Here is a 15993-nt window from a genome sequence, read left to right on the forward strand (position 1 = left end):
GAAATCAGCCGCGCTTGAAGCCGGCCGGGACGAAGGGGAGCGGGGCGGCGGCGAGCGGGAGACGCCGGCCGCGCACCTCGGCGAAGACGCGGGTGCCGGGCGCGGCGAGCGCGGTCGGCAGGAAGCCCATGGCGACCGGCGCCCCGACGCTCGGCCCGAAGCCGCCGGAGGTGACGCGGCCGACCGGCTCGCCGCCCTCTTCCGCGGCGAAGAGCGGGGCATCCGCCCGCACGGGGGCCCGGCCCTCCGGACGCAGGCCGACGCGCCGCCGGGACGGCCCGGCTTCCATCTCCGCCAGGATCCTTTCCGATCCCGCAAACCCGCCCGCGCGGGCGCCGCCGCGGCGGCGGGCAGGCGAGATCGCCCAGGCGAGGCTCGCCTCGACCGGGCTCGTGCCGGAGCCGATGTCGGCGCCGTGCAGCGGCAGCCCGGCCTCGAGGCGCAGGGAATCGCGGGCGCCGAGGCCGACGGGCAGCACATCCGCATCGGCGAGCAGCGCCTCGGCCACCGCCTCGACCCGATCGGCCGGCACGGCGATCTCGAAGCCGTCCTCGCCGGTGTAGCCGGAGCGGCTGACGAGGCAGGGCGTGCCGAGAATCGCGACCGCGCGCACATCCATGAACCGCATCGCCTCGATTTCGGGCGCGAGGCGCGCGAGTACGTCCGCCGCCTTCGGCCCCTGGAGCGCGATCAGCGCATCCGGCACGAGCGCCACGTCGAGGGTGTCCGGACAATGCGCCCGGATGAACGCGAGATCGGCGGCCTTGTTGGCGGCGTTGACGACGACGTGGAGCCGGTCGGGCAGGCGCGCGACCATCAGGTCGTCGAGGATGCCGCCGGCCGCGTCGGTGAGGAAGCCGTAGCGCTGGCGCCCGACGGGAAGGCCGAGGATGTCGATCGGAACCAGCGCTTCGAGGGCCCGGGCCGCCTCCGCCCCGTCGCCGGAGCGCGGCGTCAGTGCGATCTGGCCCATATGCGACACGTCGAAGAAGCCGGCCGCGGCCCGCGTGTGCAGGTGCTCCTTCAAGAGCCCCGCCGGATACTGAAGCGGCATCGCGTAGCCGGCGAACGGCACCATCCTGGCGCCGTGGCGCAGGTGGAGCGCGTGCAGCGGCGTCTGCGCCGGCGGATCAGCGGAAACGGGGGCGGCAGGGCTCACGGCCCCGGCAGCTTGCAGGCTCATCGGGCACTCCACGACAGACGGTTCCTGCCCGCCGGCCGGCTGGCAAGGTGCCCCCATCTGTCGCGCTTACCTGAGAGCTTCCCTCACTCGCGGAGATGAGCGAGGTTTCTCCTTCGGTGGACGCCGGACGGCGCCTCTCTCCAGATTGTCCAACGATACGGTGATTGTGCCTGAGAGTTTCCGGGGGTGGTTGCTCCGACGGCGCCATGACCCCTCTTCCGAGCGGCCTGGGCTCTCCCGTGTCGTCTGTATCGGACGCCGACGAGGTTCGCACTTTCGGCTTTCCCGCGCAAGGAGAGGCCGGTGACGATCAGCGCATCATGTTGCGCCGGCGGCAGGCTTTGCGGAAGCGCCGTTCGCCGAACAGGTAGGATTGGGCCGGCCCGGCCAGGGCTGGCGAGCGGCCACGCGGCGACCGGCGGCAGGAGAGCGAAAGCGAAGCGGCGCGGCATGGATACGATCCGGTCGGTCCCGAGCACAGGGGCCTGGGAACGCGCCGATCCGCGCCGGGTTCGCCCGGCCTGTCCGCCGTCGGCCCTCCGCCGGCTTGACATCCCTCCGGCACCGTCGCCTTCAGGCGCCATGGCCCATCACCCGTCTCATGCCCCGTCCCGGAGCCTCGACGCCTTCGCCCGGGAAAAACTCGCCGGCCTGGAAGCCGCCGCCCTGCGCCGCCGCCTCGCGACGACCGCCCGCGGTCCGGATGCGGCGGCGGAGCGGGCGGGCCGCCGGCTCGTCTCGTTCTCCTGCAACGACTATCTCGGCCTCGCCCACGATCCGCGGGTGATCGCCGCCGCCGCGGAGGCGCTCGCCCGCTACGGAGCCGGCGCGGGTGCCTCGCGGCTCGTGACCGGCAATTCGCCCCCGCTCGCGGCCCTGGAGGAGCGCCTCGCCCGCCACAAGGGCAAGGATGGGGCGCTCGTCTTTGGCTCGGGCTATCTCGCCAATCTCGGCATCGCCCCCGCCCTGGCCGGTCGCGACGACCTGATCCTGATCGACGAACTCGGCCATTCCTGCCTGTTCGCGGGGGCGAGGATGTCGGGCGCCAGGACCCTGCGCTTCGCCCACAACGATCTCGCGCATTTGCGGACCCTGCTCGCCGAGCATCGCGGCACGGCGCGGCGGGCGCTGATCCTGACCGAGCGGGTCTTCAGCATGGACGGCGACCGGGCGCCGCTTCCCGAGATCCTGGCGCTGGCGGACGACTACGACGCCTGGACCCTGGTGGACGACGCCCACGGCCTCGGCGTGGTCGAGCCCGGCCAGCGGGCGCCGCTCGAAATGGGCACGCTGTCGAAGACGCTCGGCTCCTACGGCGGCTATCTGTGCGCCTCGCGGCCCGTGATCGACCTGCTGACCAGCCGGGCGCGCAGCCTCGTCTACACCACCGGCCTGCCGCCGGCGTCCGCAGCGGCCGCGCTCGCCGCCCTCGACATCGTCGAGTCCGAGCCGGAGCGCGCCGCCCGGCCGCTGGCGCTCGCCCGCCGCTTCACCGCGCGGCTCGGCTTGGCCGAGGCCGAGAGCCCGATCGTGCCGGTCCTCGTCGGCGCGGCGGACGCCGCGCTGGCGCTCTCGGCGGCGCTCGAAGCGCGCGGCTTCCTCGTCGTCGCGATCCGCCCGCCGACGGTCGCCCCCGGCACCGCCCGCCTGCGCGTCGCCTTCTCGGCGGTCCACGACGAGGGGCAGGTCGATGCCCTGGCCGAGGCGCTGGCCGAACTCGCGCCGGAGCGCGTCCAGGCCGGCCGAGGCCGCCTCAGGCCGACGGAGCCAGCCGGCGGATCGAGGTGACGGCGCCGAAACTCCTGGCGGCGATGCGCTCCACCGCCTCGCGCAGGGGCTCGACCGCGACGGCCATGTGGTGGCCGTTGGCGTGGATCAGGCGGTCGGCGTCGAGCATCAGCCCGACATGGCCCTTCCAGAACACGAGGTCGCCGCGGCGCAGGCCGTCGAGCCCCGGGGGCAGGGTTTCTCCGAGGGCCCGCTCCTGCTGGTCGGCGTCGCGCGGGCAAGCGCGCCCGGCCGTCTCCAGGCAGAGCTGAACGAGCCCCGAGCAATCGAGGCCGAGGCTGGTGCGCCCGCCCCAGAGATAGGGCGTGCCGACGAGCCGCTCGGCGGTGGCCGCGAAGTCGGGCTCGGCGGCGCCGAGCGGCGCCGCGTGGCCGGCGAAGACGTAGCCGCCCCGGGCGAGGCGCCAGTACGCGCCCTCGCGCACTTCCGCCGCGAAGGCCGCGCCGAGGCCGAGATGGGCGAGGTGCGGGCGCTTCAGGTCGGGCGCCGGGTAGACGAAGGTGCGAAGCGCCGCGACCCGATGGGTCGGAGCGGGGTCGGCGGGGCCGAGCGCCGCCGCCGGCAGGTAGCCGACATAGCGATCACGATCGATCTGGACCCAGGCGAAGCCGTCGCGGGTCTCGAACACCGTCACCGCATCGCCCATCACCGCCTCCGTATCGAGGCCGGCCTCGGCGGACGGGGCGCGCCGCAGGGGCGCGGAGGGCACGACGACCCGGGCGGGCTCGCCCGCGACGTAGCGCTCCGCCGCGACGATCCTCCGGAGGCGGAGGTCGGCGAGATCGGGCCGGGCGGGCGGGAGGCGGGGATCGGAGGTGTCGGACATCGCAAGGCGTTGCCTGCCGCAGGATCGGGGCGGGAATCGGGTCGATCCGTTCGGCCCGCGCAGGGAACCGTTGCCGATCGTGGCTGCGATGCAGGAACCCCTTCGCTGCACTGCCGCGACATTTTGACCGCCACCGCGAAGGCCGGCATCGCCTCCGTGCCAACGAATGTGCTGGCATCGCGAGAAATTCGGCGCGCATCCTGCATGCTCGACGAGCGGGAGCGTCCGCCCGGCAAGCCATGCGGCCGGCGGTCCGTCACGTCCGATTTGAGTGCACTGCACAAACCGGGCGGACCATCCTAAGATCGGTGCATGAAGACCGCGAGTCGTACCGTGAAGAAGAGCCCCAAGAGCTTCCAGGACCTGCCGCCGATCCGGGTGCGGCGTGAGCCGCCGACGGTGGCCGAGGCGGTCGCCGCCGCCCAGGACCTCGCCGACGATGTCGAGCAGCAGGTCGAGATCGCCTGCGGGCTGATCGGTCTGAGCGCGGACGAGGTGCGCCCGCACGTGGCCGCCGCCGCCAAGGCCGCGGCGGCGCGGCCCGCGCACCGTCCGCAGGAGCAGCGCATCCTCGCCGCCGGCAGCCCCAACCGCGCCCCGCCGCGGGCGGTGATCGTCGAGCGCCGCAGCCGCCCGACCGTGGTGGTCGAGCGCCGCATCCGACCCCTCGACCCGCGGCGCTGAGGTCTTTTCCCGCATCGTCTCCTCGGACGAGCCGGCAATGCCGATCGCGTGTGTCCCGGCCGGCGACGGGATTCGGGTCGATCGAGTCGATGCCGCCACGCTTCGGAAGCCTTGGCGGCGGTTCCGTCAGCCGATCCCGTCACCGACCGAATCGCCGTCGAGCGCGCCCCGGACACCACGATACGGTTCCGGAAGCCGCTCGGCCCCGACGGGAAGCTCCGAGAGCCTGTAACGGCGGCGGACGGGGAGACAGGCGTCTTCCACCGGCTTGGCAACGATCGCTCCGCCCTTCACGTCGAGCGAGGGCGAGGTCCCGGCATCCGCTCCGATCCGCGCCGGCAGAGCGGAAGGAAGCGTGTGCCGCCATCGTCGAGCCGCCTCAATCCCCCGTCTGCACCGACCACGTCGCGTGGCGCACCTCCGGCCGCTTCTCCAGATCGGCGACCACGGCGTCGAGATCCTTGGCCAGCACCGTGGTCGCCGTGAGGGTGGCGATGACGTCGACCGCCTCCTCGCCGCGCTCCTCCACCTCGGTGCCGCCGACGGGATAGTCCGCCGCCTCCAGCCGCTCGACCAGGAGGTCGCGGGCGGGGCCGGCGGCATCGGCGGCCACCGTCACCTGCACCTCGTAGGTCGCTTCCGTCGCGCTTTCGTCGATCGGGATGCGGTCGATCAGGTTGACGAGCGGGCGCAGCAGCGTGTTGCCGGCGAGCACCGCGGCCGTGACGAAGCCGGCCTCCAGCGGCAGGTCGGCCCCGGCGAAGGCGCCGACCGCGGCCGAGCACCAGAGGGTCGCGGCGGTGTTGAGGCCGCGCACGTTCATCCCCTCCTTCATGATCACGCCCGCGCCGAGGAAGCCGATGCCGGAGATCACGTAGGCCACGGTGCGGGTCGCGCCCTCGCCGCCGGTCAGCCGCATGCCGAGGTCGACGAACGCCGCGGCCCCGACCGCCACCAGCACGGCGGTGCGCAGGCCGGCCGTGCGCTGGCGATACTGCCGCTCGGCTCCGATCAGGGTGCCGAGGCCGAAGGCGACGACGAGGCTGACGCCGGAATTCAAGGCTTCGGGTGTGGGAACGGGAAAGGGGCCGGGCATGGCATTCTTCGTCTCGGCGGGTCTCTTCCGCTGTCGCACGAGCATGACGGTTGCATGACGGCGCCTCGCCGAAAGCGACCGGCCACGGTCAATTTGCCCGAGAGAACGGAGCGCGGCGCGGGATTGACGGGCCGCCCGGGCAGCGGGCACACCGGCAACATTGTGGGATTTATAAGAACAACTCAACCAAGAACAACTCACGTGGAGGAGACGCGTACGAGGCAGGATCTTTCCCCTGCGACGCTTGCGCAGCTCTGCCCGGCTCGGCGCGCCTGCGGGGCGCTCGCATGAGCGGCGAGATTCTGGCCCGGCGGCCCGCGGCGACGGGGGCGCTCGCGCCGGAGCCCCGGCTCGCGCCCCTGGACGGGCCGCTCGCGCAAGCGTGACCGCACACCGATGAACGGCCGCGTCCGACCTTGGTTTGGTTCCAGGCTGGACCCGCTCCGGGGGCCGGCGGTTCCATCGGAGTCCGGACGTGAGCGCTGCGAAGCCGATCCCCTATCACCCCTCGGTCGAGCAGCCGCGCACCGACGAGGCCGACGTCCACGCCCAGATGCTGGCGACCTTCGCGAAGATCCAGGGCGTCACCTTCGAGGATTACGGCCGGGCGGTGCGGGGCGTGCACGCCAAGTCGCACGGCCTGCTCACCGGCCGCCTGGAGGTTCTCGATGGGATCCCGCCCGACCTGGCCCAGGGCCTCTTCGAAAAGCCCGGCTCCTACGAGGCGATGCTGCGCTTCTCCACCAATCCCGGCGACATTCTGGACGACAGCGTCTCGACCCCGCGGGGCCTCGCCCTCAAGATCGTCGGCGTCGAGGGCGAGCGTCTCGAAGGCGCCGAGGGCACGACGCAGGATTTCGTGATGGCCAACGCCCCGGCCTTCACGGCACCGGACGATGCGGCCTTCCTGAAGAGCCTGAAGCTGCTCGCGGCCACCACCGACACGCCGCAGGTGTTCAAGAAGGCGTTCTCGGCCGTGCTGCGCGGGGTCGAGACGGTGCTGGAGGGCCTCGGCACCAAGAGTCCGACCCTGATCGCGATGGGCGGCCACCCGGAGACGCATATCCTCGGCGAGACCTTCTACAGCCAGGTTCCCCTGCGCTGGGGCAACTACGTCGCCAAGGTCGCCGTGGCGCCGGTCTCGCCCGAACTGACCGCCCTCACCGGCGCGCGCCTCGACGTCAACGGCCGGCCCAACGGCCTGCGCGAGGCGGTGTCGGCCTACTTCGCCGAGCACGGGGGCGTGTGGGAGTTGCGGGCACAGTTGCGCACCGACGAGGAGACGATGCCGGTCGAGGACGCTTCCAAACCCTGGCCGGAGGACCGGAGCCCCTACGTCGCCGTCGCCCGCCTCACCGTGCCGCGCCAGGAATCCTGGAGCGAGGAGAAGGTGCGCCGGATCGACGACGGCTTCGCCTTCAATCCCTGGCACGCGCTCGCCGCGCACCGGCCGCTCGGCTCGATCATGCGCGCGCGCCGGGCCGCCTACCCGGCCTCCGCCGGCTTCCGCGCGGAGCGCAACGGCTGCCCGATCCACGAGCCGGGCGGGATTTCGGGAATCCGATAGAGCGCTGTCGGCACGGCAAGACCCGGCTCACCGCATCCCGGCCCGGACGGCTCTTCCGGCGCCGCCGCGGCGCTGGATGGCTTCGCCTGACGGCTCGCAATGACGGTGTGATACAGTTTCCGATCGATCGCTTCGGGTTTCGCCACACTCCGTCATCGCGAGCGGCCGCGAAGCGATCCAGGGCGCGCCATATCCGGAAAGGTCGCGCCCTGATTTGCCACGGCTGCGCCTCGCAAGGACGGAGGAGAGGCCGAGGTCATCAACCGGAGTCGTATGAGTCCTGCCTCTTCCGTCATCGTGAGGCGAAGCCATCCAGAACGCGACAAGAGCCGGATAGAGCCGGATGAGACTTTCGCGGCCCTCGAAAACCTTCTCTCGGGCATCCGGCGGCGCTCCCGAAGCGGGCGCGGCCGTGCTCCAGCGCCGGTGCATCGCTCCTGCGCATCGCGGCGGGATGCGCGCGCCTCCGGCTTGGTTTACGGCCTCGATCCGGACGAGGGACGATCGGGAGCGACAACGTGTCCGCGAAACAGGGCGCCAAGGCGGGGCAGTCCGTGGCCCGCGACCCGCGGCGCCTCGGCGGCATCGCCCTGATGTGCGTCGCGCCGGTCTTCTTCGCGAGCCTCGACGCCACCGGCAAGATCCTGGCCGCCCACGGCGTCGACCCGCTGCTCACCACCTTCATGCGCTACGCGGTCAACGTCGCGCTCGTGACCGCCTTCCTCAATCCGGCGACGCGGCCGGGCGTGGCGCGCTCGCGCCGACTGCCGCTGCAGATCCTGCGCTCGCTGCTGCTGTTCGGCTCCACCGCCTGCAACTTCCTGGCACTGCGCTCGCTGCAACTGGCCGAGACGATCTCGATCCAGTTCGTCGCACCGCTCACCGTGGCGCTGCTGGCCGGGCCGCTGCTCGGCGAGTGGTCCTCGCGGATGCGGCTCGCGGCGGTGGCGACCGGCTTCGTCGGTGTGCTCATCATCGTGCGGCCCGATGCGGTCGCGGCCAAGCCCGCGATCCTGTTCAGCCTCGGCGCCATGCTCTGCTACGCGGTCTACGTGATCGTGACGCGCAAGCTCGCGGCCTACGACACCACGGCGACGACGGTATTCTACACCGGGCTCGGCGGTTTGGCGGTGATGAGCCCGCTCCTGCCCTGGATCTGGGCGCCGCCGCCGACGGCGAACGTCTGGGGCCTCCTGATCGCGGTCGGGCTGTTCGGCACGATCGGGCACTGGCTGCTGGTGCTGGCCCATGCGCGGGCGCCGGCGAGCCTGCTCGCACCCTTCATCTACACGCAGATCCTGTGGTCGGTCCTGCTCGGCTATCTCGTGTTCGGCGACCTGCCGAGCGCCTGGACGCTCGTCGGTGCCGGCGTCATCGTAGCCTCGGGACTCGCGCTGCTCGCCGAGGATTCCTTCGTTCGCCGACGTGCGCGGAAGGGATAGCCCGACCGCGCGCGCTCATCCTCAGCGGTGGTGACGGCGGCGGTGATGGTGGTGGCGGTGCGAGCGCATGTTGGTGCGGTAGGCGCGCCGGCCCGGATCGATGCCGAGCACGCCGTTGACGCCGCCGACCGCGCCGCCGACGGCGCCGCCCACCACCGCGCCGACCGGACCGGCGACGCGATCACCCTCGGCCGCGCCGCGGCGCATGCCGCCGGGAACGCCCTGGGCCTGGGCCTCGCCGGCCAGCGGCAGGAGGCAGAGCATCAGTCCGGCAGCGGTGATGGCGAGACGTTTCATGGCGGCGATTCCTCATTGGGAACGGAGACTTGCCGGCCCGATCCGCTCGGGATCGTCGCCGGATGCCTCACAACGGAGCTTGGCCCTTTCCGGTTCCGGTAAGCCGCCTTGCCGTCATCGACTTGGGTAAAAAACGCCGAAGCGACGGCCTCCCCGCGGAGGCCGGCGCTTCGGATGACGTCGATGCCTGCGCGGGCGGCCCGCGCCGCTCAGGTCTGCTGCGTGCGCCGGGGCCGGACCTGCCAGCGCTCGAAGGCCTCGGCGACCTCCTCGTCGCGGCTCGGCTCCTGCGGGTTGCGGATGGCGGCGCCGAGCGCCTTGGACAGGCTCTCGATCACGTCGTCGATGCGCGCATCCGGCGGCAGCTTCTCCGACTCGGCGGACGGCGGCTTCGGAGCCTCGGGCTCCTCCGGCCTAGCGGCCTCGACCGGCGGGGCCTCCGGCTCGAGCGCGGGCGCCTCGGGGGCGGCAGCCCCCTCGGCCTTGGGCTCTTCGACCCTGGGTTCCTCGTCCTTCGGCGCTTCGGAAGCGGGCTCCGGTGCGGTCTCGGCCGGGAGAGGCTCTTCGGACTGAGCCTGTTCCTCCGGCTTGGCCTCGGGCGCCGCCGCGGGTTCCGCCACGGCCGCGGCCAGCAACGCCTCCGGGACCGGGGCGGGCTTCGGCGCCTCGGCCGGGCGCGGCGGGATCCCGGCCTCGCGCGGCGGCGCCGAGGGCTTCGGCGGCGAGAAGGGCGGGCGGGCGGAGCCGAAGCGCGGCTCGATCAGATCGAGCACCGCGTCGAGGGCAGCGTTGCCGAGGGGGATGTCGCCCGGGCTCGGGATGCCGGTGAGCGCGATGGCTTGACCGTCATAGGCGTTGTCCGCCGTCACCTCGGCACCGAACCACACCGGCGGCGTGAAGCCCTGGGCGGCCCCGGTATCGGGGAAGACGAGGCTGACGATGTCGAGGCCCGAGGGGCGGACGTAGCGGTCGACCAGCGCCTCGCCCGCGCCGCCGAGCGAGACCGTGGTACGCTCGTAGATCGCGCGGCCGGCGCAGACGTCGAGGAGCGCCTCGCCGTGGGCGCGCGGCACCTCCGTGCGCTCCTCGGCCATGGCCCCCTCGCCGCCGGTCATCAGCACGAGGAAGCAGTTCGCGCCCTGCACCCGCACGAACGAGGTCCGCCCGGCCTGCGGCGCGAAGTAGCCTTCGGTGACGCGGGCACCGCCGCGCTCCTTGCGCAGAAGGCGGACCAGCGAGGGCGCCACGAGAAACCGGCGAACGACACTCATTCACTTCCCTCCGCAGGTCGGCCTGTCCCGGTCCGGAACCGTCCCCGGACACTCGACCGTCGAACGCCCTGCCCGAACGCCGAGCCGCTCGCGGGCGAGACCGGCGGTCGCCCGCCGTTCCGTTGCGGGCGGGCCACGAAGACCGGGGCGTTAACCTCTTCTTCACACGGCCCTTCATGGCGAAGTGTTGAGCCCGAAACAACCATGCGGCAAGCCTGGAGGCCGAAAAGGCGTGGAATTCGCCGGCTCGCCCCGTGAATTCAGGCCTCGGGCTCGAAGTCGAGGGCGACGCCGTTCATGCAGTAGCGCAAGCCCGTCGGCGCCGGCCCGTCCTCGAACACGTGGCCGAGATGTCCCTTGCAGCGGGCGCAATGCACCTCGGTGCGGGTCATCCAGTGGCTGCGGTCGACCTGCGTCTCGACCGCGCCTTCCAGCGGCGCGAAGAAGCTCGGCCAGCCGCTGCCGGACTCGTACTTGGTGCCGGTCTCGAACAGCGGCGCGCCGCAGCCGGCGCAGAAGAAGGTGCCGGGCCGCTTCTCGGCATTGAGGCAGCTCGTGCCCGCCCGCTCGGTGCCGTGCTCGCGCAGCACGCGGTACCGATCCGGCGTCAGCGCCGTACGCCACTCCGCCTCGGTGCGGGTTTCGGGATCGCCGCCGCCAACGTCGGATCCGGCCATGTCGCGTTCCTCCGGTACGTTTCTCGTTTGCCAAGATGGGGCCAAGCCCCGCTTCTCGCGAGTGCGACCCTCCCGCGCAAGAACCGATGATACCGTTTCCGATTGATCGCTTCGGGTTTGGCCACCCTCCGTCCTCGCGAGCGGCCGCGAAGCGATCCAGGGCGCGACAGGTCCGGAAAGGGCGCGCCCTGGATCGCCACGGCTTCGCCTCGCGATGACGCAGGACAGGCCGAAGTCAGCAACCGGATGTCGTATGACATGTCGTCCGATCGATCGGGATGCCCGCCCGTCAGGCCGCGGCGCCCACCGTATCGGCCATGCGCGCGCCGCGCCGGCCCAGCGGCTTCTGCGGGCTCGTGGTCGAGTCGCGGGCGGTCTGGTGCTCGATCTCGGCATTGATCTCGCCGCCGAGCAGCACGATCGTCGCCGAGATCCAGATCCAGGTCATGAAGCCGATCACGGCGCCGAGCGAGCCGTAGGTCTCGTTGTAATTGCCGAAATTGGCGACGTACCAGGAGAACAGGATCGAGGCGACGAGCCAGAGCAGGCCGGCGACGATGCTGCCCGCGCCGACCCAGCGCCAGCGCGCCCGCTCGCGGCTCGGCCCGTAGCGGTAGAGCACCGCGAGCCCGCCGAGCAGGACGAGGAACAGCCCCGGCCAGCGCGCCATGGCGATCAGGCGCGCCCCGTCGCCGAAGCCGAGGAAGTTGAACACCACCGGCAGCACCACGATCGCCGTGAGCGACAGGACGATGAACAGCAGCGCGCCCGCGGTGAAGGTCAGCGAGCGGACGTTGAGCCAGAAGAAGTTGCGCTTCTCCTCCTCCTCGTAGACGACGTTGAGCGCATCGAACATCGCCTTCATGGCGGCGTTGGCGCTCCACAGCGAGAGCATCAGGCTGGTGAAGAAGGTGAATCCCAGCGCGCCGCCGCCCTTGGCCGAAATGCGCCTGACCTGCTCGCCGATGATGTCGATGGCCCCGCTCGGCAGCACGCCGTGCAGCGCCGACAGGTGGTCGTTGATCGCGTTCACGTCGGCGACCAGGCCGTAGCAGGTCACCAGGGCGGCGATCGCCGGGAACAGCGAGAGCAGGGAGTAGAAGGTGACCCCCGCCGCCACCGAGAGCACCCGGTCCTTGTTGAATTCGAGGTAGACGCGAGTGGCGACGTCCCACCAGCCGGTGGACGGGATCTCGCCGGGATGGTCGGCATCGCGCCCGCGATCGCGCTGCGTTTCCGCCACCCAGCGGGCCGAGCGTCCCTCGTGGGATCGGGCGCCGCCGTTGCCCTCCCCGACCGGCCCGGACGGCGCCGCTTCGCCGGGCGCGTCGGGCCGGCGCCGGGGCGCGGCGGCAAGCGCGATCAGCGCCGCGCCCATCATCAGGGTCCAGAGCACGGAGGCCGTGCCCTCCGCGGGCACGCGGGAGGGAGAAGGCGGGGAAGACGGCATCGTTCGGCGAGGTCGGGCGCAGGCGCCTGGGGCTGACCCCGATCAAACGCCGGTCAGGCTTGGCCGTTCCCTCGAAGCCGGGTGCACCCTCCGGAAAAGCCGATGCCGGGCAAGGCGCTGGCGCGCCGCATGCGTCGCGCGCAGCCGTCGGACGGGCGAATGGAGTCGGATCGCCTGCGCGCCTCATCCGGTCTGCGTCGCGCCCTGGATCGCGACGGTGACCGGTTCGCACGACCTCCAACGCCGTCACTCGCGATCGCGGTTGACGCGGAACGACGACAAAAATCAGCCGACCTCGCGCTCCGGCAGCGGCGCCTCGACGGTGAGGACGAGGCCGCGGGGCCGGTAGTCGATCCGGGCCTCGCCGCCGAATTCCGCGGCCAGCACCCGCTCGATCATCCGCGTGCCGAAGCCGACGCGCGACGGCTTCTCGACCGGCGGCCCGTCGAGCTCCTCCCAGCGCATCAGCAGCCGTCGCGGCGCCGCACCGTCGATCTCCCAGTTCAGGATCACCCGGCCGGACTCGTTGGAGAGGCCGCCGTACTTCACCGCGTTGGTGGCGAGTTCGTGCAGCGCCATCACCACGGCGAGCGTCACACGGGCGGTGAGGCGCACCTCCGGCCCGCCGGCCCGGATGCGGTTGCGCGGGCTGACGCGGAACGGCGCGAGCGCGCTCTCCACCGCCTCGGCGAGGGTGGCGCCGGCGGTCGTCTCCGAGGTCAGGATGTCGTGGGCGTTCGCCAGCGAATTGAGGCGCGCATCGAGGGTCCGGCGCGCGTCGTCGAGCGAACCGGCGTTGCGCAGGGTCTGGTGGGCGATCGACTGGACCGTGGCGATCGAGTTCTTGACCCGGTGCTTCATCTCGGCGGCGAGCAGGGCGCGCTGCTCGTCGGCGCGCTTGCGGTCGGTCACGTCCAGCGAGATGCCGGCCATGGAGAGCGGCGCCCCGTCGGCCCGGTAGTAGGCCCGGCCGCGCAGTTGCACCCAGCGCACCTCGCCGCAGGGCGCCGAGACGCGATGCTCGACGTCGTAATCGGAGCGGCGGTCGATCGCCGCCTGCATCGCCGCCTGCATCCGCGCGCGATCCTCCGGCACCACCGCCTCGACGAGGTCGTCGTAGACGAAGGGCTCGCCGAGCGGGCGGCCGAAGTTCTGCTTGCACAGGTCCGAGGCGACGAGCCGGCGCTCGGCGAGGTCGAGGCTCCAGGCGCCGAGGCGGCCGGCGGCGAGCATGAATTCGAGGCGGTGCTCGCTGCGGGTGAGGTCGTCGTTGCGCCGCTCGACCTCCTGCTCCAGGGCGTCGCGGTCGCGCTGGAGCCGCACCAACCGGTCGCGCTCCAGGGTCACGTCGAACTGCGAGGCGAAGAAGTAGGTGAGCTGCCCCTCGTCGTCGAAGACCGGCGAGATCAGCAGGCGGTTCAAGAACACCTCGCCGCTCTTCTTGTGGTTGAGCAGCTCGATCTCGACCGGCACCCGCCGCTCGATCGCGTCACGGATGCGGGCGACGTCGCGCGCGTCCGTCTCCGGTCCCTGCAGGAAGCGGCAGTTGCGTCCCAGGATCTCCTCGCGGCCGTAGCCGGTGAGCTTGATGAAGGCCTGATTGACGAAGACGATCGGGTTGTCGGGCCGGTGCGGGTCGGTGATGAGCATCGGCATCCGCGTCGCCTTGACGGCGGCGGCGAACGGATCGGAGCTGTCGGAGACGCGGACCAGCTCGGCATCGATCCGGTCCTGCTCGATACGGCTGGTCACGTTCGAACGACTCTCCGCGGTTTGTACGAGGCACCCACCGCGGACCCGCGGCGGCATCCACGTCGCCGGCACGGTTGGCCCCCGGAGCACGGGCAGGCTCTTAACATTCCTGCCGCGAAGCATCGCATCACAGGCTTGAGAGCGCCAGCGCCCGGCGCAGCTCGGGTCTTCGCTTCGGGCGATCCGTCATGCCGGCACCGTCGGCGGGAGAACGATGGTCGTCAGCGGCGCGCGCCGTGATCGTCAGCCGCGGTAGAGCTCGGCATGGGTCTCGCGCAAAAGATTCTTCTGCACCTTGCCCATGGCGTTGCGCGGCAATTCCGGCGCGAACACCACGCGCTTCGGACACTTGTACTTGGCAAGCCGCCCTTCCAGCGCCGCGAGGATGGCCGCCTCGTCGGGCGCTCCCTCGCCGGGCACCACCACCGCGGTGACGCCCTCGCCGAAATCGGGATGGGCGAGGCCGATCACCGCGGATTCGACCACCCCCGGCAGCGCGTCGATCTCGGTCTCGATCTCCTTCGGGTAGACGTTGTAGCCCCCCGTGATGATGAGATCCTTGCCGCGGCCGACGATGTGGACGTAACCGTCGCGGTCGACCTTGCCGAGATCGCCGGTGACGAAGAAGCCGTCCGCCTTCAGCTCGGCGGCGGTCTTCTCCGGCATGCGCCAGTAGCCCTTGAACACGTTCGGGCCCTTCACCTCGATCATCCCGACCTCCTCGGGGCCCAGCGGCGCCCCGGTCTCGGGCTCGACCACGCGCAGGGCGACCCCCGGCAGCGGGAAGCCGACCGTGCCGGCCCGCCGCCGCCCCTCGTAGGGGTTCGAGGTGTTCATGTTGGTCTCGGTCATGCCGTAGCGTTCGAGGATGGCGTGGCCGGTGCGCTCCGACCAGTCTCGGTGCGTCTCGGCGAGCAGCGGCGCCGAGCCGGAGACGAACAGGCGCATGGGCGCCGCCGCCTCCCGGGTCAGACCCGGCTCCTTGAGGAGCCGCGTGTAGAAGGTCGGCACCCCCATCATCGCGGTCGCCCGCGGCATCAGCTCCAGGATTTTCTTGGCGTCCAACCGGGGGAGGAACAGCATCGTGCCGCCGGTGGCCAGCACGACGTTGGTGGCCACGAACAGACCGTGGGTGTGGAACACCGGCAGGGCGTGGATCAGCACGTCCCGGTCCGTGAAGTGCCAGTACTGCGCCAGGACGAGGGCGTTGGAGGCGAGGTTGTCGTGGCTCAGCATGGCGCCCTTCGAGCGCCCGGTCGTGCCCGAGGTGTAGAGGATCGCGGCGAGATCGTCCGCGCCGCAGGGCACGTCGGCGAAGTCGGGGCTTCCCGCATCGGCGGCCCGGGCGATGCTGCCATGCCCGGCGCCGTCGAGGGTGCGCACCTGCGGCACGCCGGCCTGGGCCGCGACCGCCGAAAGGTCGGCCGCGCGGGCCGGATCGCACACGAACAGGGCCGGCTCGGCATCGCCGAGGAAGTAGGCGATCTCCGGCCCGGTATAGGCGGTGTTGAGCGGCAGGAAGACCGCGCCCGCCCGCACCGCGCCGAGATAGAGGAAGATCACCTCGGCGCTCTTCTCGACCTGCACCGCGACCCGGTCGCCGGGCTTCACCCCGAGACCCCGGAGCGCGCTCGCATAGGCGCCCGAACGGGCCAGCAGGTCGGCGTAGGTGTAGCGGGTGCCGTCCGGCGTCTCGATGAAGACCTTGGCGCCGGGCTCGGCCGGGAGATGGCGGCGCACGAGGTCGAACAGGTGGTTGACGGACGGGTCGGCCATCTCGCGTTTCCTTGCCACGGTCCTTCGGCGGATCCTTAGCTCCCGCATTGGCGCGGGCGCGCGCTTCGTTCAAGCGCGAACACGCGCGGCGACGGCGCAAGTCCCCGTCGGAAGACTTCATACCAACCGGCGATGATCCCGACGCATCGCCGGTCGCCCGCGCGAAGGCGCGGCGGCGGGCGTC

13 protein-coding genes and 1 riboswitch are annotated in these 15993 nt (G+C 71.9%); of the genes, 4 read left to right on the top strand and 9 right to left on the bottom strand.

Annotated elements, in window-relative coordinates; all coding sequences use genetic code 11:
* Positions 1–4 precede the first annotated feature (4 nt).
* A complete protein-coding gene (gene gcvT / locus PGN25_10180; protein ID MEH3117935.1) occupies positions 5–1183 on the bottom strand; it encodes a glycine cleavage system aminomethyltransferase GcvT in 1179 nt (392 codons plus the stop codon).
* A gap of 47 nt (positions 1184–1230) precedes the next feature.
* Positions 1231–1337: riboswitch (glycine riboswitch) on the bottom strand.
* Positions 1338–1765: 428 nt separating this feature from the next.
* Here gcvT and PGN25_10185 point away from each other — a divergent pair.
* The gene (locus PGN25_10185) at positions 1766–2971 is read left to right on the top strand and encodes an aminotransferase class I/II-fold pyridoxal phosphate-dependent enzyme (GenBank protein ID MEH3117936.1); all 1206 of its coding nucleotides are present in this window, start codon (positions 1766–1768) and stop codon (positions 2969–2971) included.
* Here the strand turns inward: PGN25_10185 and PGN25_10190 are convergent.
* Positions 2937–3797 carry a C40 family peptidase gene (locus PGN25_10190; GenBank protein MEH3117937.1) on the bottom strand — a complete coding sequence of 287 codons (861 nt, stop codon included), beginning with the start codon at positions 3795–3797 and terminating at the stop codon, positions 2937–2939. The genes PGN25_10185 and PGN25_10190 overlap by 35 nt on opposite strands.
* Before the next feature lie 312 nt (positions 3798–4109).
* On the opposite strand from PGN25_10190, the gene PGN25_10195 reads away from it, so the two are divergent.
* Positions 4110–4481, top strand: coding sequence for a hypothetical protein (locus PGN25_10195; protein ID MEH3117938.1), 372 nt, complete (start codon positions 4110–4112; stop codon positions 4479–4481).
* A 379-nt stretch (positions 4482–4860) separates the two neighbouring features.
* On the opposite strand, the gene PGN25_10200 is transcribed toward PGN25_10195, so the two are convergent.
* Complete coding sequence (locus tag PGN25_10200; GenBank protein MEH3117939.1) at positions 4861–5577, bottom strand: MgtC/SapB family protein; 717 nt, start codon at positions 5575–5577, stop codon at positions 4861–4863.
* A 475-nt stretch (positions 5578–6052) separates the two neighbouring features.
* Between PGN25_10200 and PGN25_10205 the strand changes: the two genes are divergently transcribed.
* Positions 6053–7144, top strand: coding sequence for a catalase family protein (locus PGN25_10205; protein ID MEH3117940.1), 1092 nt, complete (start codon positions 6053–6055; stop codon positions 7142–7144).
* A gap of 518 nt (positions 7145–7662) precedes the next feature.
* Positions 7663–8586, top strand: a complete 924-nt coding sequence (locus PGN25_10210; GenBank protein ID MEH3117941.1) for a DMT family transporter — start codon at positions 7663–7665, stop codon at positions 8584–8586.
* A 21-nt stretch (positions 8587–8607) separates the two neighbouring features.
* On the opposite strand, the gene PGN25_10215 is transcribed toward PGN25_10210, so the two are convergent.
* The 6 genes from PGN25_10215 to PGN25_10240 form a co-directional block, all read right to left on the bottom strand.
* On the bottom strand, positions 8608–8883 hold the full coding sequence (locus PGN25_10215; GenBank protein ID MEH3117942.1) for a hypothetical protein: 276 nt from the start codon (positions 8881–8883) through the stop codon (positions 8608–8610).
* Between the two features lie 209 nt (positions 8884–9092).
* On the bottom strand, positions 9093–10154 hold the full coding sequence (locus PGN25_10220; GenBank protein MEH3117943.1) for a hypothetical protein: 1062 nt from the start codon (positions 10152–10154) through the stop codon (positions 9093–9095).
* A 260-nt stretch (positions 10155–10414) separates the two neighbouring features.
* Entirely contained in the window at positions 10415–10831 is a 417-nt protein-coding gene (gene msrB / locus PGN25_10225) for a peptide-methionine (R)-S-oxide reductase MsrB (GenBank protein ID MEH3117944.1), read from the bottom strand.
* A 289-nt stretch (positions 10832–11120) separates the two neighbouring features.
* Positions 11121–12281 carry a YihY/virulence factor BrkB family protein gene (locus PGN25_10230; GenBank protein ID MEH3117945.1) on the bottom strand — a complete coding sequence of 387 codons (1161 nt, stop codon included), beginning with the start codon at positions 12279–12281 and terminating at the stop codon, positions 11121–11123.
* 285 nt (positions 12282–12566) lie between these two features.
* Positions 12567–14033 carry a PAS domain S-box protein gene (locus PGN25_10235; GenBank protein MEH3117946.1) on the bottom strand — a complete coding sequence of 489 codons (1467 nt, stop codon included), beginning with the start codon at positions 14031–14033 and terminating at the stop codon, positions 12567–12569.
* A 243-nt stretch (positions 14034–14276) separates the two neighbouring features.
* On the bottom strand, positions 14277–15809 hold the full coding sequence (locus PGN25_10240; protein MEH3117947.1) for a malonyl-CoA synthase: 1533 nt from the start codon (positions 15807–15809) through the stop codon (positions 14277–14279).
* Positions 15810–15993: the final 184 nt, after the last annotated feature.

Origin of the sequence: Methylorubrum populi (genome assembly GCA_036946625.1) — a bacterium.
GTDB lineage: Bacteria > Pseudomonadota > Alphaproteobacteria > Rhizobiales > Beijerinckiaceae > Methylobacterium > Methylobacterium populi_C.